This window comes from Paraburkholderia sp. BR13444 (assembly GCF_040948755.1).
In the GTDB taxonomy this organism is placed as follows: domain Bacteria; phylum Pseudomonadota; class Gammaproteobacteria; order Burkholderiales; family Burkholderiaceae; genus Paraburkholderia; species Paraburkholderia youngii.
The window spans coordinates 752,313-772,984 of record NZ_JBFPKM010000003.1; the positions used below are offsets into that span (position 1 = coordinate 752,313).

At 60.1% G+C, this 20,672-nt stretch carries 18 protein-coding genes; 17 read left to right on the top strand and 1 reads right to left on the bottom strand.

The window, feature by feature from the left end:
- Window positions 1-46 precede the first annotated feature (46 nt).
- Window positions 47-1,474, top strand: coding sequence for a basic amino acid/polyamine antiporter (locus AB3X95_RS12460; RefSeq protein WP_368621462.1), 1,428 nt, complete (start codon window positions 47-49; stop codon window positions 1,472-1,474).
- A 67-nt stretch (window positions 1,475-1,541) separates the two neighbouring features.
- Here AB3X95_RS12460 and AB3X95_RS12465 read toward each other — a convergent pair whose 3' ends face one another.
- Entirely contained in the window at window positions 1,542-2,486 is a 945-nt protein-coding gene (locus AB3X95_RS12465) for a LysR substrate-binding domain-containing protein (RefSeq protein ID WP_368621463.1), read from the bottom strand.
- A gap of 106 nt (window positions 2,487-2,592) precedes the next feature.
- Here AB3X95_RS12465 and AB3X95_RS12470 point away from each other — a divergent pair, with 106 nt between their 5' ends.
- From AB3X95_RS12470 to tssL, 16 genes are all read left to right on the top strand, one after another.
- On the top strand, window positions 2,593-3,774 hold the full coding sequence (locus AB3X95_RS12470) for a M20 aminoacylase family protein (protein ID WP_368621464.1): 1,182 nt from the start codon (window positions 2,593-2,595) through the stop codon (window positions 3,772-3,774).
- Window positions 3,775-3,851: 77 nt separating this feature from the next.
- Window positions 3,852-5,039: a porin gene (locus AB3X95_RS12475; RefSeq protein WP_368621465.1), complete on the top strand. Its 1,188-nt coding sequence runs from the start codon at window positions 3,852-3,854 to the stop codon at window positions 5,037-5,039.
- Window positions 5,040-5,311: 272 nt separating this feature from the next.
- On the top strand, window positions 5,312-5,701 hold the full coding sequence (locus AB3X95_RS12480; protein ID WP_176121508.1) for a BON domain-containing protein: 390 nt from the start codon (window positions 5,312-5,314) through the stop codon (window positions 5,699-5,701).
- 527 nt (window positions 5,702-6,228) lie between these two features.
- Window positions 6,229-6,879: a response regulator gene (locus AB3X95_RS12485; RefSeq protein WP_368621466.1), complete on the top strand. Its 651-nt coding sequence runs from the start codon at window positions 6,229-6,231 to the stop codon at window positions 6,877-6,879.
- 254 nt (window positions 6,880-7,133) lie between these two features.
- A complete protein-coding gene (locus tag AB3X95_RS12490; RefSeq protein WP_368621467.1) occupies window positions 7,134-7,670 on the top strand; it encodes a fimbrial protein in 537 nt (178 codons plus the stop codon).
- A gap of 99 nt (window positions 7,671-7,769) precedes the next feature.
- Window positions 7,770-8,534: a fimbria/pilus periplasmic chaperone gene (locus AB3X95_RS12495; protein WP_368621494.1), complete on the top strand. Its 765-nt coding sequence runs from the start codon at window positions 7,770-7,772 to the stop codon at window positions 8,532-8,534.
- 285 nt (window positions 8,535-8,819) lie between these two features.
- Window positions 8,820-11,387, top strand: coding sequence for a fimbria/pilus outer membrane usher protein (locus tag AB3X95_RS12500; protein WP_368621468.1), 2,568 nt, complete (start codon window positions 8,820-8,822; stop codon window positions 11,385-11,387).
- 12 nt (window positions 11,388-11,399) lie between these two features.
- Entirely contained in the window at window positions 11,400-12,020 is a 621-nt protein-coding gene (locus tag AB3X95_RS12505) for a fimbrial protein (RefSeq protein WP_368621469.1), read from the top strand.
- Between the two features lie 24 nt (window positions 12,021-12,044).
- Window positions 12,045-12,734, top strand: coding sequence for a DotU family type IV/VI secretion system protein (locus AB3X95_RS12510; RefSeq protein WP_184227030.1), 690 nt, complete (start codon window positions 12,045-12,047; stop codon window positions 12,732-12,734).
- 305 nt (window positions 12,735-13,039) lie between these two features.
- On the top strand, window positions 13,040-14,410 hold the full coding sequence (locus AB3X95_RS12515) for an OmpA family protein (RefSeq protein WP_368621470.1): 1,371 nt from the start codon (window positions 13,040-13,042) through the stop codon (window positions 14,408-14,410).
- A gap of 210 nt (window positions 14,411-14,620) precedes the next feature.
- Window positions 14,621-15,154: a type VI secretion system contractile sheath small subunit gene (tssB, locus tag AB3X95_RS12520; protein ID WP_176121501.1), complete on the top strand. Its 534-nt coding sequence runs from the start codon at window positions 14,621-14,623 to the stop codon at window positions 15,152-15,154.
- A 46-nt stretch (window positions 15,155-15,200) separates the two neighbouring features.
- The gene (gene tssC, locus AB3X95_RS12525) at window positions 15,201-16,703 is read left to right on the top strand and encodes a type VI secretion system contractile sheath large subunit (RefSeq protein WP_176121500.1); all 1,503 of its coding nucleotides are present in this window, start codon (window positions 15,201-15,203) and stop codon (window positions 16,701-16,703) included.
- A gap of 108 nt (window positions 16,704-16,811) precedes the next feature.
- A complete protein-coding gene (locus AB3X95_RS12530) occupies window positions 16,812-17,294 on the top strand; it encodes a type VI secretion system tube protein Hcp (RefSeq protein WP_176111536.1) in 483 nt (160 codons plus the stop codon).
- A gap of 141 nt (window positions 17,295-17,435) precedes the next feature.
- The gene (gene tssJ / locus AB3X95_RS12535; RefSeq protein ID WP_176369338.1) at window positions 17,436-17,981 is read left to right on the top strand and encodes a type VI secretion system lipoprotein TssJ; all 546 of its coding nucleotides are present in this window, start codon (window positions 17,436-17,438) and stop codon (window positions 17,979-17,981) included.
- Between the two features lie 5 nt (window positions 17,982-17,986).
- Window positions 17,987-19,336, top strand: a complete 1,350-nt coding sequence (gene tssK, locus AB3X95_RS12540; protein ID WP_176369339.1) for a type VI secretion system baseplate subunit TssK — start codon at window positions 17,987-17,989, stop codon at window positions 19,334-19,336.
- Entirely contained in the window at window positions 19,333-20,667 is a 1,335-nt protein-coding gene (gene tssL / locus AB3X95_RS12545) for a type VI secretion system protein TssL, long form (RefSeq protein ID WP_368621471.1), read from the top strand. The genes tssK and tssL overlap by 4 nt, the downstream gene beginning before the upstream one ends.
- Window positions 20,668-20,672 lie beyond the last annotated feature (5 nt).

Genomic DNA, 20,672 nt, shown 5'->3' on the forward strand with positions numbered 1-20,672 from the left:
CGAGCGCGGCTCGATCGGAACGTGTTCGCGGGAGAGCGATCGCAGCATGGACAAGCGCGTCAGACTTTCAGCGCCGGGCCTGATGGCGATGGTGATCGGCTCGATGGTCGGGGTGGGCGTCTTTTCGTTGCCGCAGGCGCTCGGCAAATATACCGGCGTCGTCGGGTCGTTGATCAGCTGGACCATCACCGGCTCCGGCATGCTGATACTCGCGCTGATCTTTCAACGGCTCGCATGGCGCAAGGCCGAGCTCGACGTCGGCGTCTATACATATGCGCGCGTCGGGTTCGGACGCTATACCGGATTTCTGTCGGCGTTCGGCTACTGGTGCGCCAGCTGTCTCGGCAACGTGGCCTATCTCGTGCTGATCAAGTCCGCGCTCGCGATCGTCGTACCCTCGTTCGGCGCCGGCAATACGTTTAGCGCGATCGTCAGTTCCTCGCTGATGATCTGGGTGTTTCATTTTCTGATTCTGCGCGGCGTGAAGGGCTCGTCGATTGCGAATGCGTCTATGACGGTCGCCAAGTTGCTCGCGCTCGGACTGTTCGCGGTGCTCGTGCTGTCGAGCGTCGAGTGGCGGGTGTTCGTCGCGAATCTGTGGACCGGTCCCGAGCCGTCGGCGACCGGTCTTTTCGATGAGGTGCGCAAGACGATGTTGGGGACGGTCTTCGTGTTTCTCGGCGTCGAAGGCGCGAGCGTTTATTCACGGCACGCGCGCGAACGGAGCGACGTCGGCGTCGCGACCGTGCTCGGCTTTCTATGTGTGCTTGCGTTGATGGTCATGGTCACGTTGTTGTCGTATGGCGTATTGCCGCTCGAGCAGCTGGGTACGCTAAAAAATCCGTCGATGGCTGGCGTGCTGAGCGCCGCGGTCGGTGCCTGGGGCGCGGTCGTGGTCAAGCTCGGCCTGTTGATATCGGTACTCGGCTCCTATCTCGCATGGACGCTGATCGCCGCCGAAATTCTGCACGCGGCGGGCAAGAGCCGTACGATGCCCGCGTTTCTCGGCCGAGAAAACCGCAACCACGTACCGGTCGCCGCGCTATGGATGACGAGCCTCGTGATCCAGGCGTTTCTGATCGTGACGCTGTTTTCGAAAGAAGCGTTCACGCTGGCCAAGGAGTTCACGACATCGATGAGCCTGATTCCATATCTGTTCGTCGCCGGCTATGGATTGAAGCTCGCCGCGAGCGGCGAATCGTATGCGGGGCAGCCGTGGTCACGGCGCATCGATTTCATGCTCGCGCTGATGGGGTGCGTCTATGCGCTCTTTCTCGTGTACGCGGGCGGCCTGCATTATCTGTTGATGTCGACCATGCTTTACACGGCGGCGACTGCATGGTTCTACATCGCCGAGCGTCGCAAGGGAAAACGGCCTGTGTTTACGGTGCTGGAACGCTGGCTGTTCATCGTGGTTCTGCTTACCGCGCTGGTCGCGTTCGCCGATCTCGTGCGCAATCATTTCGGGGCTTGAGCATTTCAGTGCCGCTCGCAGGTGACGGCGGTGCTCGGGAGATAGCTTGCTGCGCGCGCCGCGGGGCTCACATCAGCGCGGCCTCGCGAATGCAGCGAATGAAATAGTCGGCCGGGCGCGTGTGAATCGCGCCTTCGCGCTGCATCAGATGCAATCTCGCAGTGCGCGACGTTTCAACGAAATCCAGCCTTTTCATATGCCCCGTCGAGTTCACGAGTTCGAGCGTGTGCGAAGCCCAGGCCATCACCGCGTCGATGCTGAGTGCGAGGCTGTACATCAGCGATTGCGACGTGCAGCGAGTGATCCGGCTCGGCACTGGCAGGCCCTGACGGTTGAACAGATCGGCGACGAATTGCGGATAGTCGTCGGTAGTGTCGGAGTGGACCCATTCGACATCGCACAGATCGGCGAGCGAACTGGCCTTCGCGAGCGCGCCGTTCGCGCGCACTGCGAACGCCAAGGGATAAGACAGCAGTTCCGAACATTCGATCGACGAATCGGCGGACGATTCGGTCGCCGCGGCGAGCGCGAAATCGAGCGAACCCTGGCGCAACCGATCCTGTAGTTTCGTCGCGTGAAACTCGAGAAATTCGACTGTGATGTGCGGCATATCCAGGCGAAACCGTGCATAAGCATCGGGCAGCAGCGTAAGTGCCGCGAGCGGCGTCACACCGATCGTCACGCGGCCTTCCTGCGCGCCTCGCTCCATCGCCATCTGCTGCTCGGCGCGCCCGAGTTCCCCGACGATCAACCGCGCATGCCGCAACAGAGATTCCCCGGTGCGCGTAAGAACGACGCCATTGACGCTACGGCCGAATAACGACATGCCGATATCGGTTTCCAATTCCCGAATGGCTTTGGTAACGGCTGGCTGACTGACGAATAGCGCCCGCGAGGCGCCGACGATCGTGCCATGATCCGCGACGGCGACCAGTGCGCGCAATTGATGAAGCTTAATTGCCATTAACCTTATTACCTCAGGGTAAATACCATAACTAACGGTTATTGGCATAAAACTTTATCATGTTTTTATTCGCCGCCGCTCTCGTAGACTGCCTCTCAATTCGCGCTGAGCTTGATCCAGCGCGTGTCACACGGGTCTGTCAGAGGAGACGGCGTTGTCCCATAACATCAATATCGATCCCACAATTCGCGAGCAGGCGGCCGAATTCGTCGAATTGCGCCGGCGCATTCATGCACATCCGGAACTGGGATTCGAAGAAGTCGAAACGAGCCGGCTCGTCGCCGAGAAACTCAAGGAATGGGGTTATCAGGTTACTGAAGGCATCGGTGGTACGGGGGTGGTCGGCCGTCTGAAACTCGGCGACGGCACGCGCGCGATCGGCATTCGCGCGGACATGGACGCGCTGCCGATCATCGAGGACACCGGTCTGCCGTATGCGAGCCGGGTGCACGGCAAGATGCATGCATGCGGACACGACGGACACACGGCAATCCTGCTGGCGGCCGCGCATTACTTTGCACAAACGCGGCGCTTCGACGGCACGCTGAACCTGATCTTCCAGCCGGCCGAAGAGGGGCAGGGCGGCGCCGTGCGGATGATGGAAGAGGGTCTGTTCGAGCGCTTTCCGTGCGACGCGGTCTACGCACTGCATAATGCACCGGGCGTGCCGGTCGGCATGTTCATCGTGCAACAGGGCGCGATGGCGGCATCGGCCGATCTGGTGACGGTCACACTGACCGGCAAGGGCATGCACGCGGCGATGCCGCATCTGAGCCGCGATCCCGTGGTGGCTGCCGCGAGCATCGTGATGGCACTGCAGACCATCGTTGCGCGCAACGTGCCGCCGGCCGATGCCGCGGTGCTGACCGTCGGTGCGATCCAGGCCGGCACCGCGCACAACGTCGTGCCCAACACGGCGACGATCCTGCTGACCGTGCGCACGCTCAGCAACGAGGTCCAGCAACTGATCGAAACGCGCTTGCGCGAGATCGTCGAGAGCCAGGCGGCCAGCTTCGGCGTCAGTGCGCACATCGACTATCAGCGGGTCACGCGCGTGCTGATGAATACCGCTCAGGAGACCGCGCGAGCTCGCGAAGCGGTCGCCGCGGTGGTCGGCGCACAGAACATCTTGCCGCTGCCGCCGGGCATGATGGGCGGTGAGGACTTCTCGTGGATGCTGGAGAAAGTGCCGGGCTGCTACGTCGCGCTCGGCAACGGTCACGAAGGTCACGGCAGCTGCATGATCCACAACCCCGGGTACGACTTCAACGATCAGGCGCTGCCGATCGGCGTCGCCTACTGGGCCGCGCTCGTCGAGCAATACCTCTCAGCCTGAACTTCGCCAATTCGCGTTTCGCCGACCCGGCGTGCTGCCGGGCCGGTGGCCAGACTACGTCCATATCGGGGATTCACATGAAATATAAAAAGACCGTTTGCGCCGCGGCCGTGGCGCTGATGTCTCATGCGGCCTGGGCCGACTCGTACCTGCAGCAGTGGCTGTCAGCGTGGCCGTCGATGGAAAGCGCGATCCAGCAGAACGGCGTTCAGCTGTACGGCGCCGTCGACATGGGTCTGAACTTCCAGAGCGTCAGCGGCACCTCGAAGTGGCAAACGCAGAGCGGCGGCGTTCATACGTCGCAATTCGGGTTGTTTGGCCGCGAAGATCTCGGCAGCGGCCTGAAGGCGGAATTCAACCTCGAAAACGGCTTCATGGCGAACAACGGCGCGTTCGGCACCAGCAATACGCTGTTCGACCGCGCCGCATGGGTCGGGCTGAACTCGGCGACATGGGGGGTGGTGCGCCTCGGCTTGCAACCGACCGCGAACCTGCCGGAAGTCATCGACCCATTCGGCGAAGTGACGACGAACTCGGTTGTCGCGTGGCTCGCCGGCGGTGCGGTGCAGACGCCGAAGGGCGTCGGCTACAACGCGGACCTCGGGCCGGGTTCGAGCCAGGTGCTGGTGCGCGCGAGCAACGCGGCGACATGGACCACGCCGCGGGTGATGGGCTTCGGCGCGACGTTCCTGTATGCGTTCAACAACCAGGCCGGCGTGTCACCGAATGCGTCGAACCAGGGCGTGGTCGCATCGTGGACGAACGGCACGTGGTACCTGTCGGGTGCCTACAACCGCGTCTGGAGCTCGCCGGTCGAAACCTCGGCGGGCAAGCAAACCGTGCGCAACGATATCTACGGGGTATCTGCGATCTACGACGTCGGCAGCTACGTGCTAACGGCCGCGTTCGCGCAGGTGGCGCCGAAGCTCGCGGGCAACGGCATCGCGCGCTCGTACATCGTCGGCGCGACAGTGCCGTGGGGACGTCACGCGGTGCGCGCGTCGGTGGTCTATCGCGATACATCGGGAGTGCGTGACAGCGCCGGCGATCCGGCGAAGGACTCGGCGCTCGGCGCGATGCTCGGCTACGACTACTCGCTGTCCAAGCGCACGTCGCTGTATGCGCGCGCGGGCTTTATCCGCAACTACGGGATTTCGAGCGTGATTCTGAACAGCAATCCGCTGCCGCTGCAAACAGGGACCGCGTCGCCTGAACTGGGCACGACGCCGATGACGGCGTCGCTCGGCATCTATCACCTGTTCTGAATCGAGACACGGCGAAGGGTTTCCGCGCGCATTGCGGGGGCGATCGCTCGGGGTCATCTACAGCGTCGGCGTGACGCTGTTCGGCGGCTTCGCCCCGGTCGCGACGACGTTGTTGATTCGGCGCGACGGGCAGTGCCTATGCGCCGGTCTGGCATATGAGCGCGTGCATACTCGTCAGTCTCGCCGCGCCGACCGTATTCGACGAGCGCATTACCGATTAACGGCCGGAGTCGTCGTCGATGTCATCCGGCCATAGACGACAGGAGAACAAAATGAACGCACGGAAATGGGTGAAGCTGGTTGGCGCGAGCGCGGTCGTATTCGCTTGCCTGAATACGCACGCGCAACCGCAAGCGGGTGGGTCGGTTCCGACGGCGCAAGCGGAGGCGGCTTCCTCGCCAACCGAGGGCGAGATCAAGGCAGCCAACCGGCAACTCGTGCGGGACGTACGCCGCGCATTCAGAAACGCGCGAAGTCAGGGGCTGCGGGCCAGCAACATTACAGTGCGCGCGAATAACGGCGTCGTGACGTTGACGGGCAGCGCGCCGACCGCGGACCAGGTCGATCTCGCCACCAACATTGCGAAAGGCGTACCCGGTGTTCAGTCGGTGACGAGCCGCGTCGCGGTGCGCAAGGAATTCAGCACACGGGGCAGCAACTAGCGAGGAATCGCGACGGGTCCGACTGGGGCTAGATGTTGACTCGAAGCACGACGTTGCTCATCGCCCAGTCATTGCTGCTTCTTGTGGAACGCTCGACGTACTTGCCGCTCGCAAGTGTGTCTGGAGAGCACCTTGAGCCAAGCACTCCTTGTACCTATGACGCATATAGGAATTCTCCGATTTTTTTCCTGTTAGCGCCCCGTACAATCCGGCTAAGTTGAAGGCGGGAGTCTTTTAAATTCTCGCCGCTGAGCGGGGCGCATTGCGCTATCCCGTCTTCATGATGGTCCATGTCAGGTTGCATGCGAAAAATTACCTTGTTTCCACCAAAAGCGCACCGACCTGCTCAGCGATTTCAATTGATTCAAATAAACAGTGGCTCGAAAACCTCCGACGAGTGGCATGGGCGAGATATCCCCGCGCCCTTCCCGTCATGTAACGGCGTGAAATGACATCGTACTTTGGTAACAAAGCATGCAGGTGTGTCGGCAGGAGAAAGGTATTCACCAGCGTGGTATGGAGTGCGAGTGAACAAAATCAGAGTGGCTATTGCCGACGATCATCCATTCATTCTCCTCGGCGTCGAGCATCTTCTCCAGCGTTGTCCGGATATTCAGGTCTGTTTCAAAAGCGAAACGATTGGCCAGCTTCTCCAACTATTGGCTGAAGTACCAGTCGATGTGCTCGTGTGCGACTACGAATTCGAAGGCGATCCGTATGCCGATGGTCTCAATCTTCTTGACCGCATCCGGCGTGTCGCTCCAACCTTACGAGTAGTGTTCCTGAGTACGCACTCTTCCACGCACATCATTTCGGCTGCGCTCGATGCGGGGGCGGCCGGCTTTGTCGGTAAGGGGCCGGAGGGCTTTGTCAGCCTTGCCGCTGCCATTCGTGCCGCCAAAAATAAGAGCGTCTTTCTGCCTGATTCCATTGCGAACAAGATGTTGCGCGCAACGGCGCGCGCAGCGGAAGGCGGATCTTCTCTCAATTTGCTATCTAAAAATGAGTCGACAGTCGTGCGAATGATCTGCGACGGCATGTCGATCGCCACAATTGCCGAGCGGCTCAATCGCAGTCCCAAGACCGTCAGCAATCAGAAGAACGCTGGCATGAAGAAACTGGGTGCCAGAAACGACGTAGAACTCGTCACGATCGTGCGCGAGTGGTCCTGCTCGTAGCTATTGCCGCGATCCTCAGGCGGATTCTGTAGTTCTCCTAGCGCCTTTCCCTACCGTATGGCGGTCCTGACATCGACTCAGTTCGAGGAATCGACACGCCGTTTGTCGGCTGTCCCATATGGTATTTCATTTTGGGTATCGGCCCATTAACACCGATCTTCTTCAATGACATCATTCCTCTGCCTTGACGATCGCTGGGGAGCTCCGGCTTCACAAGGGTGTGTAGTTTTGAAATAGCAACAAAGAGGAATCTCATGAAAAAACAAGTGACGCAACTCATGATCGCGGTGGCCGGCCTGTCCGTCGCGCCGATGGTTTTCGCTCAAGCCGCACCGGGCACAGGTCAGGTAACGTTCAACGGCGAACTGATCGACGACACCTGCGTGATTGACGCCGGTGACGACGACAAGACGGTCACGCTGCCTACCCTGTCTACCCAGTCGCTGGTTGCAGCTGGCCAAACCGCCGGCTCCAGGATGTTCGAAATTTCGGTGTCGCAGTGCCCGGCAACGCTGACCAATGTCGCGGCGCATTTCGAGACCACGAACATGGACCCGGCTACGCGTAATGCCATTAATCAGGCAAGCACTTCGCCGGCTTCCAATGTCGAAGTGCAATTGCTTGACAGTGATGGCAATACGCCAATTCTTCTGGGTAGCACGGGTTCGTTCGTTCCTGTCGCGAGCAACGGCACCGCAACAATGAGCTACGGCGGCCGGTACTACGCAACGAACAAAACCACGGCCGGTAACGTGACGGCTGTTGTTCGCTACACGTTGGCATATCAGTAAGCCAGTCCAAGCCGAATGGCATCGGGTTGCGCTTCTTCTCTGAAGGCAACCCGAAGTGACATTCCAATTATCGGTCGCGTGGAGGAGCGAGTGTCTTCAATGAAATTCTCTAGATATCTGATTGCGGCCATCGCGTGCAGTGTCGCGTCGTTTGCTGCACAAGCTGCTATCACCATTACCGGTACGCGAGTTATTTATCCGGCGCAAAACCGTGAAGTCAACGTTCGTTTGAACAATGTTGAGAGCCGCCCGGTCCTGGTCCAAGCGTGGCTGGACGACGGCGATGCGGCAGCTGCGCCGAATGAAATCAAGGTGCCGTTTACGTTGTTGCCAGCCGTATTTCGAGTCGAACCTCACCGAGGTCAGGCTTTGCGCATCATGTTCGCGGGCGGCGACCTGCCGGTTGACCGTGAAACAGTCTATTGGTTGAACGTTCTGGAAATTCCGCCGAAGCCTAAGGACGCTGATGACCGGAACATGATTCAGCTCGCGTTCCGTACGCGTATCAAGATGTTTTACCGGCCCACATCGTTGCTCGATGACCCAACGGCGGGGCGAGCTCAACTTAAGTGGCATGTCGAGTCGGATGACAAAGGTCACAGGGTCGTTCGTCTCGACAACCCATCGCCCTACTACATTTCCGTCGGCATGGCGGAAGTAGAGACGGCAGGCAAGAAAGTCGCTCTTTTGCCCACTATGGCACCTCCGTTCGGGCACGTTGATCTCCATCCACAGGAAGGAAAGCTGGATATCAAAGCTCCTGCCACGGTTTCCTACACAGTTCTGAACGACTTCGGCACAGCGATCAAGGACTCGGCGGTGGTGGTAGGAGTGCAAAACGCGGAAGCGCAAAAGAATCAATAATTGGAATACGGTATGTCGGGCGTGCGGAATAGTAAGACGGCGGTTGCAACAGTATTCACTAATGTCCCTTTCCGATTCCACCCACTGGCGTGGGCGGCAATCGTAGCGTCGGGCTGGGTCTTTTCCGCGAATTCCGCGGTCGCCGCATGTGCGCCGGATTCGGGCGGGGCGACGCCGCCCAGTGACTGCTCGGCGTCCGAACTGCCGCAGCAGGCAGTTGGTGCCAACGTGGAAGCTGCGCATACAGATGCGTCATCTGACGTGCCGACATCGAATGCGCCGTCTGTGGAAGCTCCGCAAGAAGTCGAGTTCAATCCCGCGTTCTTCACGGGCAACGTCGCCGATCTGTCGCGCTATACGCGAGGTAATCCCATTGCTCCGGGTGTTTATCCGGTCGAACTACTCGTCAATGGTAAGAAGCGTGGACGCTTCGATGTCGTTTTTCAGGCAGTGCCGGACTCGGATATCGCCAGGCCCTGCTTCACGATATCCAGCCTGGACCGGGCTGGCGTAGATACTGAACGCGTGATCCAACGGCTAACGGAAACCGGAAAGGGCTACGTCGACGATACAGATGAGTCATCGCAATGCGTGCCGCTGGCGGAAGCCATACCAGGATCGCTGGCATCGTTCAACACCGCCGATCTCCAACTCGATTTGTCGATTCCACAGATCGAACTGCGCAAGGAGGCTGCCGGTTATGTCGATCCATCCCGTTGGGACAACGGGATCAACGCAGGCTTCGTGCAATACAGTCTCGCCAGCTATACGACTCACCAGAACAATGGGAGCGGAGACTTCAGCAGTGCCTACCTCGGTCTGCAAAGCGGATTCAACGTGAACGGCTGGCGTTTCCGGCAGTGGGCCACGGCAAGCTTGCAGAACCGGAGTCCCGACGCGCATTGGCAAAGTGTCGCGCTGTTCGCGCAGCACGATGTCACGGCGCTTAAGAGTCAATTTACGATCGGCGACAGCTCGACGAGCGGTGACGTCTTCGACTCGTTCAACGTGCGTGGCGTCCAGCTTTCGAGCGACGACCGCATGTTGCCGGATTCCATGCGCTCCTACGCGCCGGTTGTGCGTGGCGTGGCCGATACCAATGCACGCATCATCGTCCGTCAGAACAACGTCATCGTGGCGGAGACCAGCGTACCGCCGGGACCATTTGAATTGAGCGACCTGCCGGCTACCGGCTATGGCGGCGACCTTCAGGTCACTATTGCAGAATCCGACGGCCGCCAGCGGACTTTTCTGGTTCCGTTCGCGTCAGTCCCGCAGTTGTTGCGGCCAAGTGTTTCACGTTTCAATCTGACGACCGGTGTCTATCGCGATACCGTGCTGGATAGCCATCCGTGGGTGGCGCAGGCGGTTTATCAGCGCGGCCTGACAAACCTGTGGACCGGCTACACCGGTGCACAGTTTGCGGAAGGTTACTGGGCAGGGCTAGTCGGTGTCGCGCTCAATACGCCGCTCGGCGCATTCGCGTTTGACGTAACCGCGGCCGGAACGAATATTCCCGGCATGTCGGGTGGTCGTCCCGGCTACAGTACCCGGATCAGCTACAGCAAGCTTCTTCCGGGGCCGAACACGAATTTTTCGGTTGCGGCTTACCGCTACTCGACCGCACGCTTCTATAGCCTGCGTGACGCAATGTACGCGCGATATGGCTCGCGAGACATCACGGGTCAGTACGACTACCGCACGCGCAGCCGTCTGCAACTGAACGTCAACCAGCCGATCGGCGAGTCTAGTTCTTTTTATATCGCCGGCAGTTCGCAGAACTACTGGGGCGCGTCGAAGGGCTACGATCTGCAATATCAGGTTGGCTTCAACAGCGCGTACAAACGGGTGTCCTACTCGCTGTATGCGCAACGCACGCGCCTGCAAAACTCGAAGATCAGCACGCAGGTGGGCTTGAACCTGACGATTCCGCTCGGTAAGGTCGACTCGAACGAGCATCGTATGTTCGACTATCTGACCACCAACGTTGCGCGCAGCTCGAACGGGGACAGCACGATCCAGGCCACTGCGTCGGGCAACACGACCGGAGCCACGCCGATCAACTACGGTGTCAACGCATCGAGGATCGTCGCCGGTGACAATCGAACCGTTTCCGCAGGCGGTTACGCGATGTATCGCGCGCCGTTCGGTACGTACAACCTCAATGCATCGATCAGCAATCAGACCCGTCAAGCCGCATTCAACGCCGACGGCGCGGTCGTCATTCACAGCGGCGGCGTCACGCTGAGCCCGCCACTCGGTCAGGCGTTCGCGCTTGTCGAAGCGAAAGGCGCAGAGGGTGGCCGGATTATCAATGGCCAGGGCGCGCGAATCGACGGCCACGGCTATGCGGTGGTGTCTTCGTTGACGCCATACCGGGTCAACACGGTCGCGCTGGATCCGAGCGACGTGCCGCTCGACGTTGAACTGGGCAACACGAGTGAAGAAGTCGTGCCGCGCGCGAATTCGCTGGTGAAGGTGAAAATTGCGACTACGCAGGGCACACCCATCTTCGCGGAGGTCATGGATCGGGAAGGCAAAGCCATGCCGATGGGCGCCGAGTTGTTCGATGAATCCGAGAAATCGGTGGGCATCGTCGGTCAGGGCGGTCTCGCGTATCTGCGCGGCCTCGAGCACGAAGGCAAGCTGCTGGTGCGCTGGGGCAGCCGCGCAGCGGAGCAGTGCGTGATGCCGTACACGGTGCCAGCCGACGACAAAGCGGACAGCAGCCCTCACGCGGGAATCGTTGCGCGCATCAAACTGAGCTGTGATCCAGCGCTTGTCTGGTCTGCGCCTGCAAAGCCCGTCGCGCGGCGGTCAGCGGGCGCGGCGCTTGTCAGTTCGCTTCGCTGAAGGCGAAGGCCGATGCCCGGTCAGCGCCAGCGCTCCGGCTCAGATGATTCCGCCGACAGTGGAGGTCAGAAAATGAAAAATATTTGCAGATACTTTCGAATTGCCGGACCAACTGCCGGGTTAATCGCGAGTGCGCTGTTGGGATCAATTTGCGTACATGCGCAAGGATCGCCTTCGGTCACGCTCAACTTTAGTGGCACCTACAACGCGACGACGTGTTCGCTGGTCAGTTCGCCCGACATGACGGTCACATTGCCGAGGCTCTCGACGCAATCGCTGCCGAGAGCCGGAGTGGCGGATGGCTCAAAGGTCTTCACCATCACGATCCGATGCCCAAGCGGCGAGACGGGTGCGCGCGTGTATTTCGAGAGCGGTTCGTCGACCGATCCCAATACGGGAAATCTGGACCTGCAAAACGCGGGCGGCACGACATCGGCAAAGAATGTACAGGTCATGCTGGCGAATGCGGACGGATCGCGGATCAAGGTCGGCGACCGATCCACGATGAAGGTCATTCCGATCACGTCCACGGATCCGACGCCGGTGGATTTCATTGCCAGCTACTACGCAACGGGTCGAGCCACGGCTGGCACTGTGAGTACATTCGTCACCTATGTCGTCGAAATGCCCTGAGGGTGCTGGCGCGCATACCTTTATATGATGTTTGATTCAACGGTCGCGCTGATGCGAGCGACAGCGTTGCATGCGGCACTGCTGTCCGACGGCGCGCAAATGCCGGCTGTTCCTTTTTGGCGCGCGCGTTGTAGCACGTTGATCGAAACGCTACAGCAGCAAATGCAGGATCGAAACTTTCCGCCAACGGATATCCAGGAAGTCAGCCTCGCACAGTGCGTTCTGCTGGATGAGCTGACGTTGCATGCATTGCCTTCCAACCAGCACGAAGAATGGTTGCGTGACCCGTTGCAGAGGCGTTTTCATGGCGTGCGCGATGGCACTGCATTGGTTTGGGAACGGATCGAAACGGTGGTGGATGGCGGCGGCCGAGATCTCGCCGGACTCGAGTTCTACAGCATGTTGCTGGGGCTGGGCTTCGACGGCGGACGCAGAGACGCGAACGCATATCTGGAGCGTGCGAGATCAGAGTTGAACTGGCATAGATCTGATACGGCGGTGTTGTCCACACCCGACGCACCGAAAACCGCCATGACACCGTCCCATTCGATTCGGCCGGCGGACATATCACGCATCGCACTTTCGCGCAGGACCGCCGGCGTGCTCATTGCTGGCGCGATTGCCGTCGCGTCACTATGGACGGCGCTGGACGTTAGCCTGGACGTTGCGATAAGTGATCTACCTGAATCATCGTCCCCGCAGAGTACGCAATGATTTCCGCAAACAGCTACCGAGCGGCGCTGATCTGGGTCGCTGTCTCCGTTGCCGCCCTGATCTGGCTGTGTTTGCCGCTTGCTCTTCAACCGTCGTGGCCCGTTGTGCTTAGCCTTGTTCTGGTGACGGCGGTGGGCACGGCGGTATTGCCAACTTGCGGGCGATCGAAGCCGACCCACGAGGACCAGCACGTTCAGACCCGGAACATGCGCGAGTTATCGATCGTTCTTGTCGCCGGGCCGCATGCCGGTGCGTTGTTTGCGCGCGATGGCCAAGCAGCCACGCTGCGCCGAAGCGTTGATGCCGTGTGGTTTCATGTCACGTCCCCCGGGGCGCTGTCCAGCGTGCTGGTCACGGTGATGGAGTCGTATCACCGTCCGCCGGATGCTGTGTTGATGCCCGTTGTTCCCGACGCTGAGTGCGACGACGCGGTGATTCGCCGCGAATTTACCCGCTGGAAGCATGAAATCGCCGCAAGCACCGCTCCCCGGGCGTTCGTATTACCTTGCTATCTCGCGATCTACGCTTATCTCGGCGCGAATCGCGACCGCGCAGTGGAACCGGTCTGGTTCGGCGATGCAATCAGTTTGTCGACAACGCCACCCGCGACCGCAACCGCTCGGCAACATGCGCAAGCACTCAGGCAACAGCTGGACGAGGCATGGCTCGCGGTCGCACAGCCGCAACGTGCGTCGCGTGCCGGCTTGGGACACGCAGTGTTCGACTGGCTAGAAGATGCGGCGCTGTTGTCGATACTTTCGTCGCTCGCGAACACCGCGCCGCTCTCGCTGCGTGGCCTGCTGTTGGCCGATATCGGACACCCGCCGATGCGTCCCGGCGCCTGGTCGCGATGGCTAACCGGCAAAACCACGCTGCGGCCGCCGCTGATGACGCCGAAGGCGCAGCCGCAGCCGCTGTCTCTGCCCTTACTCACGACCATCGTGCGGAACGAGAGCGTCCGGTTCTCGAAGAGCGAGCGGGGCCGACCGTACTCCGCAATGCTGCACGCAGTGGCTGCGTCGGCCGTCGTACTGATGGTATCGGTTGGTGTGTCAGCATGGTCGAACAGCAGGTTGGTCGCGCGAGTCGCCAACGACCTCGAGGTCTACACGCATATACCCACAGCCCGTGCGGACGCGAAGCGCGAGCGATTCGAAGCGTTGCGCAGGCATTCCGCCGAGCTGGCTCGCTATGCGAGCAACGGTGTGCCGACGGGACTCGGCTGGGGACTGTATCGGGGCAAGCGGTTGCAAGTCGCGCTTGAACGCGTGACCGCCACATCGCATTCCCCATCGATTCCCGCGCATTCGCCGCCGTTCGCTGTGACGATCGACAATTTCCTGTTGTTCGACAGCGGCAAGACGACGCTGAAGCCAGGTGCAGAGCCGAGACTCAAAGGCGTTCTCGATCTGATTCGCGCCAATCCCGACAAGCGGATTCTCATCGCGGGTCACACGGACAACACGGGTCCCAGCGTCGCGAATCAGAAGCTGTCCGAGGCACGCGCACAGGCCATCCGCGATTGGTTCGTCAACACTGCTTCCTTGCCCGTGACACGTTTCGCCATTCAGGGATATGGCTACACGCGGCCGATTGCCAGCAATGAGAATCGCCAGGGCCGCGAGATGAATCGTCGTGTCGAAATTACCTTTATTCCCGATTCAGGCACGCAATAGAAGTACCCGTCGCGGGTATCTTTCCAAGTGCCTGCACTCGTGGCACGTCAAACCCGTCATTCGTTCTTTGCAATCGAGACCGAATTTTGGGCAACCGCCCATATCGTCACGCTGCTTCGAGACATAACATCACCGGATAGCGTATTTCCTAAGTGAAAACGAGCGGTGCCACCGCTTCTTATTTTATTTGAGCGATAACCTCAGCGCACTATGTCGGCTTCTACCAGTTCTCAAAAATTCATCGCACGTAATCGTGCTCCTCGCGTCCAAATCGAATACGACGTCGAAATTTACGGTTCCGATAAGAGAGTCGAGCTCCCGTTCGTGATGGGCGTCCTCGCCGACTTGTCGGGCAAGCCGCTCGAACCGTTGCCCGCCGTCGGCGATCGCAAGTTCTTCAATATCGACATCGAGAACTTCGACGAGCGAATGAAGGCCATGAAACCGCGTGTCGCGTTCGCGGTGCCCAACACGCTGACGAACGAAGGTCAGCTGATGGTCGATATCACGTTCGAAAGCATGGACGATTTCTCGCCCGCAGCCGTCGCGAAGAAGGTTAACGCGCTCGCGCAACTGCTGGAGGCGCGTACGCAACTCGCCAATCTGCAAACGTATATGGATGGCAAGAGTGGCGCGGAAAATCTGGTCAGCAAGGTGCTGAGAGACCCTGCATTGCTCGAAGCGCTTGCCAAGGCGCCGAAACCGGAAGCGGCAACCACCGGCGAGCCGGTGACCGACGAATGATCTTTGCTTTCCGCACGAAAGCACAGCCTGAAACAATGGGGAAATGATGGCCGAACTTCAAGCGAATACGCGCGCCAAGGCAACGGCGAGCGTGACCAATCAATCCGATTTCAATGCACTCCTGTCGCGCGAATTCAAGCCCAAAACGGAGCGCGCGCGCGAGGCTGTCGAGGGGGCTGTCCGAACGCTCGCTCAGCAAGCGCTGCTCACATCGGCAACGGTGTCGGACGACGCCTACAAAAACATAGAGTCGATTATTGGGGAGATCGATCGCAAATTGTCCGAACAGATCAACCTGATTCTTCATCACGAAGATTTCCAGAGTCTTGAAAGCGCATGGCGTGGACTTCACCACCTCGTCGCGAACACGGAAACGGATGAGAAACTGAAGATACGCTTCATGGACGTGTCGAAGGACGATCTGCGCCGCACGATGAAGCGCTATAAAGGGATTGCGTGGGACCAGAGTCCGTTCTTCAAGCAAATCTACGAGGAAGAGTACGGGCAGTTGGGTGGCGAGCCGTACGGCTGTCTCGTCGCTGACTACTACTTCGATCACACACCGGCCGATGTCGACCTGCTGGGCTCGATTGCAAAGGTGGCGGCAGCATCGCATGCGCCGTTCATTAGCGGCGCGGCGCCGTCCGTGCTGCAGATGGACTCGTGGCAGGAACTCGCGAACCCACGCGACCTGACGAAGATCTTTACGCAAAACCTCGAGTACGCGCCTTGGAACTCGCTGCGCAGTTCCGAAGACGCGCGTTACATCGGCCTTGCAATGCCGCGTTTTCTTGCGCGTCTGCCGTATGGCGTCAAGACTAATCCGGTCGACGAATTCAATTTCGAAGAGGCGACCGACGGCGCGGATCATCAACGCTATGTATGGTCGAACGCGGCCTACGCAATGGCGGTGAACATCAACCGTTCGTTCAAGAACTACGGCTGGTGCACGCTGATTCGCGGCGTGGAAAGCGGCGGTGTGGTTGAAAACCTGCCGTGTCACACGTTCCCGACGGATGACGGCGGGATCGACATGAAGTGCCCGACGGAAATCGCGATCTCCGACCGCCGCGAAGCGGAATTGTCCAAGAGTGGCTTCATACCGCTCATCCACCGCAAGAACACTGATTACGCGGCGTTCATCGGTGCGCAATCGTTGCAGAAACCGGTCGAGTACCACGATCCGGACGCAACTGCTAACGCGAATCTATCGGCGCGTCTTCCGTATCTGTTTGCATGCTCGCGCTTTGCGCATTACCTGAAGTGCATCGTGCGCGACAAGATCGGCGCATTCAAGGAGCGCGACGAAATGCAGCAGTGGCTCAATGAATGGGTCATGAACTACGTCGACGCCGATCCCGCGAATTCGTCGCAGGAAACCAAGGCACGTCGACCGCTGGCGGCGGCCGAAGTGGTCGTCGAGGACGTCGAGGGAAATCCTGGATATTACCAGGCGAAATTCTTCCTGCGCCCGCATTTCCAGCTCGAAGGTCTGACGGTTTCTTTGCGTCTCGTCGCGAAGCTGCCGCTCGTGAAGGAAGCCGCCTGATCCGGCGTCTACCGCTTATGCGGTGATTGAGCGACGGACAGGCGCTCACTAAATATGCCTGGCTTTCATTGAGCAACTCAAAACTAACGTGTACCAAGGAGTACTTTTATGGCGCAAGACATCTTTCTCAAGATTAACGGGATTGATGGTGAGTCGGCAGACGCTAACCACAAGGATGAAATCGACGTTCTGAGCTGGGGGTGGGGCGTTACGCAGCAATCGAATATGCACGTTGGTTCCGGCGGTGGCGCCGGCCGGGCAACGGTCGAAGACTTCACGTTCGAGCATTTCATCGATCGTGCAACGCCCAATCTGACGCAATACTGCCTGACCGGTAAGCACATCGATGAAGCGAAGCTGGTCGTGCGTAAAGCCGGCGGCAATCCGCTCGAATACATTAAATTCACGATGAGCGACGTGCTGGTTACCTCGGTGCATCCCTCCGGCGTCAGCGACAGCGAATCACGTCCCCGCGAAACGGTGAGTCTGTCCTTTGCTCGCCTGAAGCAGGAATATGTGGTGCAGAACGCGCAAGGCGGCAGCGGCGGTGCGATCACGGCGACCTTCGATATCAAGAAGAACAAAGCCTAAAGTCGCACAGATTCCTGAATCCTGACACCCCCACTCTTTTGTCCGGTGGACAGTGTCAAGACTGTTAGCCAGGATGCCGGGCTGGATGCAGGCATCCTGGTTCATTCAGGACTACGTGCGAGACCTCCTTGATACCGTCAGATGGTTTCGATCTTTCTTTCTCGCTTCGCGATATGGCTGAGCATCGGGGGCTGGCTAGCCCTAAGCGGGGTGAGCGCATGGCTGTCCGGGTGCGCTGGCGCGCCGGCTCCCGTTATCAAAGAGCGAACGACCCTCCGGCTTCAGATCGCGGCAAACGAGAACGTCAATCCGAACGAGTGGGGAACGGCGGCGCCGATCCTCGTGCGAATCTACGAACTGAAGTCACCCACCGCGTTTCAAACCGCCGACTTTTTCACGCTGCAAAGCGACGACAAAAAAATCCTTGGCGACGACGCGCTGATCGTCGACGAATTCATTCTGCGTCCCGGCGACACCCGCGAGATCGTCCGCAAGTCGAATGCCGCCACTGCCGCAATTGGCGTGCTGGCCGGCTACCGGGATCTCGGGAAATCAGTCTGGCGCGCGGTGTACCGGTTGCCAGTCGCGCCCGACGCCGCATGGTACAGGATGGCTCTTCCAGACAAGGAACAGAAGCTGACGATCCAGCTTGACCAGCGCACTGTTTCGATTTCAAAGTCAGACTAATTTCGATGAGTTGGTATAGCAAAGTTGTTTGGAGCGAGGGCCTTTTCCTGCGCCCGCAATTGTTTCAGCAGCAGGAACGATATTTCGAGTCGTTCGCGCATCGCCGCAGTGCGCCGCTGAGCCCGTTTTTCTGGGGCTTCAGCCGTTATGAAATCGATCAGGAATCGCTCGCGTTCGGCAAGCTGGTATTCAAAAGCGGGCTCGGCGTATTTCCGGACGGCACGCCGTTCGAGGTGCCGGGTCTGACGCAGCCTCCGCCCCCACTGACGATCGGACCGGAACATCAGGAGCAGGTGATTTACCTGGCGATCCCGCTTCGCCTGCCGAATACCGAGGAAACCGCCTTCACCGAGCAGAGCGGATCGCTGGCCCGTTATCATGCGTACGACACGGAACTGCGCGACAGCAATGCGATCGGCCAGGGCCCGAAGCCCGTCCAACTGTCGAAGCTGCGCCTGCGGCTGTTGCCCGAGAAAGAGCTGACACAGTCCTGGATCGGTGTTGCGCTGACGCGCGTGAAGGCGCTGCACGCGGACGGCGCCGTGTCGCTGCACAGCACCGACCACATTCCGCCCGTGACCGGCTACGGCGCGAATCCACTGCTGCGCGAATGGGCGATGCAGCTGCACGGCCTCGCGCGACTACGCGCCGACGCGCTCGCCGCTCGGCTGTCAGGTGCGGATGGCCGTTCGGGCGCGGCGGCCGAAGTGGCCGACTATCTGCTGCTCCAGGTGCTCAATCGCTACGAGCCGCTGCTCGAACATATTTGCCAGCTCGAGGAAACAGCGCCGGTAAACCTGTATCGCGAGCTCGCGCTTTTTGCCGGCGAGCTTTCGACCTTCGTGCGTCCACAAACGCGTCGTCCGCGGCCGGCTCCAGGCTATGACCACGCGCAGCTCTACAGCAGTATCAGGCCGCTCGTCGAGGAGGTTCACTATCTGTTGAACCAGGTGTTGATTCGCGGTGCGCAGCCGATTGCGCTTACGGAGCAGGCGCACGGCATCCGCACGGCCGCCATGTTGCCGAACGAACTGGCAGGCTATTCGAGCCTCGTGCTCGCGGTGGGCGCGCAGATGCCTTCCGAATTGCTGCAGCAGCAGTTTCTTGCCCAAACGAAGATCAGCCATCCACAGCGCCTGCCGGAATTGATCCGTTCGCACCTGCCGGGTCTGACCATAGCCGCGCTGCCGGTTCCTCCGCGCCAGATTCCGTTCAACTCGGGCTTTATATATTTCGAACTGTCGCGTACCGGACCGTTCTGGGAGCAGATTGCAAGGCACGGAGGGCTTGCCATGCACGTCGCCGGACACTTCCCGGAACTCAAGCTTGAACTGTGGGGCGTGCGTCAAAAATGAGTACCGGCGCATACGGGGATGATGCGTTCGACTTTCTGCTGAACCCCGAGAACTCCGCTTCTGGCCAGAGCCAGCCGTCTGGATTGCCCGCTGGCCGTCCCGCAACCGCGGCCGCCGCCAATCAGGAACCGGTCGTCGATGCGACCGCCTTCGATCCGCCGGAAGAGGTGCAGACGCGTCTCGAGCGCATGAAGACCGCGCGCAATCCGTTGCGTGAAGCCGCGCAGCCTTTGTTGCGCATGCTGGCGGACATGCCGGCTTCGCTCGATTCGTTGGCCGCGGTCGCGAGCTTGCGCTCGCTGCTGGTGCGTGAGGTCGCCGCATTCCAGAAGGTCTGCGACAAAGCAGGTTTGCCGTGGAAACATGTGGCGGCTGTTCGTTACGCGCTGTGCACCGCGCTCGACGAAGCCGCCAACCGCACGCGTTGGGGGAGCGGTGGCATCTGGGCCGCACGGGGTCTGTTGCTGAACTTCGAAGGAGAAGTGGACGGTGGCGAGAAGTTCTTCCTGCTGATCGGCCGCATGGCAACCGACCCCCAGGAGTACATCGACGTACTCGAGGTGCTGTATCGCATTCTCAGCCTGGGATTCGAAGGACGCTACAGCGTTGCCGCGGACGGTCCACGTCATCTGGAGCAGATCCGGCAGCGAATGCTGACGCTCATCAGCGGCACGCGCGACACGCTGCGGCTCGAACTGTCGCCGCATTGGCGCGGCGAGGAGCCGGGCAGGATGCGGCTGCTGAAAAGCGTGCCGGTCTGGGCGACGGCGGGCGTCGCCGCGCTATGCGTGTTCTCGTTGTTCGCCTGGTACGAGTATCGGCTTCTGGCGCAAAGCAATGCGCTGCAAGCAAAGATTCTCGCGATCGGAGTGCCGATCAAGATCGCGGCTCCGGTCGTTCACGAGCGCTTGCGCCTGTCCGTTCTGCTGAAGGATGAGATTGCTCGCGGCCAGGTCCTGGTCGAAGAGAACGAGCGCAGCAGCCGGGTCGTGTTTCGTGGCGACTACGTGTTTCTTCCGGGGCAAAGCCGCATTCGCCCGGAACTGGATCCAGTGCTGAGCAGGGTTGCGCAGGAGGTCGCGCGGGTCGGCGGCCATGTCACGGTGACCGGTCACACCGACAACCAGCCGATCCATACGGCGGAGTTTCCCGACAACCGGGTGCTATCGGAACAGCGCGCGGCGTTCGTCGCCGATGTATTGAAGGCGCACGGCGTGCCTGCCAATCGCATCCTGGCCGTCGGCAAGGGCGATGCACAACCTGTCGCGGACAACACTACAGCGGAAGGTCGTTCCCGCAATCGACGCGTGGAAGTCTTCGTCACGCACTAAAGGGA

What these genes read in the sequence shown, in the direction of transcription:
- AB3X95_RS12460 (WP_368621462.1), top strand. Translation starts at nt 47, where the DNA reads ATGGACAAGCGCGTCAGACTTTCAGCGCCGGGCCTGATGGCGATGGTG.
- AB3X95_RS12465 (WP_368621463.1), bottom strand. Translation starts at nt 2,486, where the DNA reads ATGCCAATAACCGTTAGTTATGGTATTTACCCTGAGGTAATAAGGTTA.
- AB3X95_RS12475 (WP_368621465.1), top strand. Translation starts at nt 3,852, where the DNA reads ATGAAATATAAAAAGACCGTTTGCGCCGCGGCCGTGGCGCTGATGTCT.
- AB3X95_RS12480 (WP_176121508.1), top strand. Translation starts at nt 5,312, where the DNA reads ATGAACGCACGGAAATGGGTGAAGCTGGTTGGCGCGAGCGCGGTCGTA.
- AB3X95_RS12490 (WP_368621467.1), top strand. Translation starts at nt 7,134, where the DNA reads ATGAAAAAACAAGTGACGCAACTCATGATCGCGGTGGCCGGCCTGTCC.
- AB3X95_RS12495 (WP_368621494.1), top strand. Translation starts at nt 7,770, where the DNA reads ATGAAATTCTCTAGATATCTGATTGCGGCCATCGCGTGCAGTGTCGCG.
- AB3X95_RS12505 (WP_368621469.1), top strand. Translation starts at nt 11,400, where the DNA reads ATGCCCGGTCAGCGCCAGCGCTCCGGCTCAGATGATTCCGCCGACAGT.
- AB3X95_RS12510 (WP_184227030.1), top strand. Translation starts at nt 12,045, where the DNA reads ATGATGTTTGATTCAACGGTCGCGCTGATGCGAGCGACAGCGTTGCAT.
- tssB (WP_176121501.1), top strand. Translation starts at nt 14,621, where the DNA reads ATGTCGGCTTCTACCAGTTCTCAAAAATTCATCGCACGTAATCGTGCT.
- tssC (WP_176121500.1), top strand. Translation starts at nt 15,201, where the DNA reads ATGGCCGAACTTCAAGCGAATACGCGCGCCAAGGCAACGGCGAGCGTG.
- AB3X95_RS12530 (WP_176111536.1), top strand. Translation starts at nt 16,812, where the DNA reads ATGGCGCAAGACATCTTTCTCAAGATTAACGGGATTGATGGTGAGTCG.
- tssJ (WP_176369338.1), top strand. Translation starts at nt 17,436, where the DNA reads ATGGTTTCGATCTTTCTTTCTCGCTTCGCGATATGGCTGAGCATCGGG.
- tssK (WP_176369339.1), top strand. Translation starts at nt 17,987, where the DNA reads ATGAGTTGGTATAGCAAAGTTGTTTGGAGCGAGGGCCTTTTCCTGCGC.
- tssL (WP_368621471.1), top strand. Translation starts at nt 19,333, where the DNA reads ATGAGTACCGGCGCATACGGGGATGATGCGTTCGACTTTCTGCTGAAC.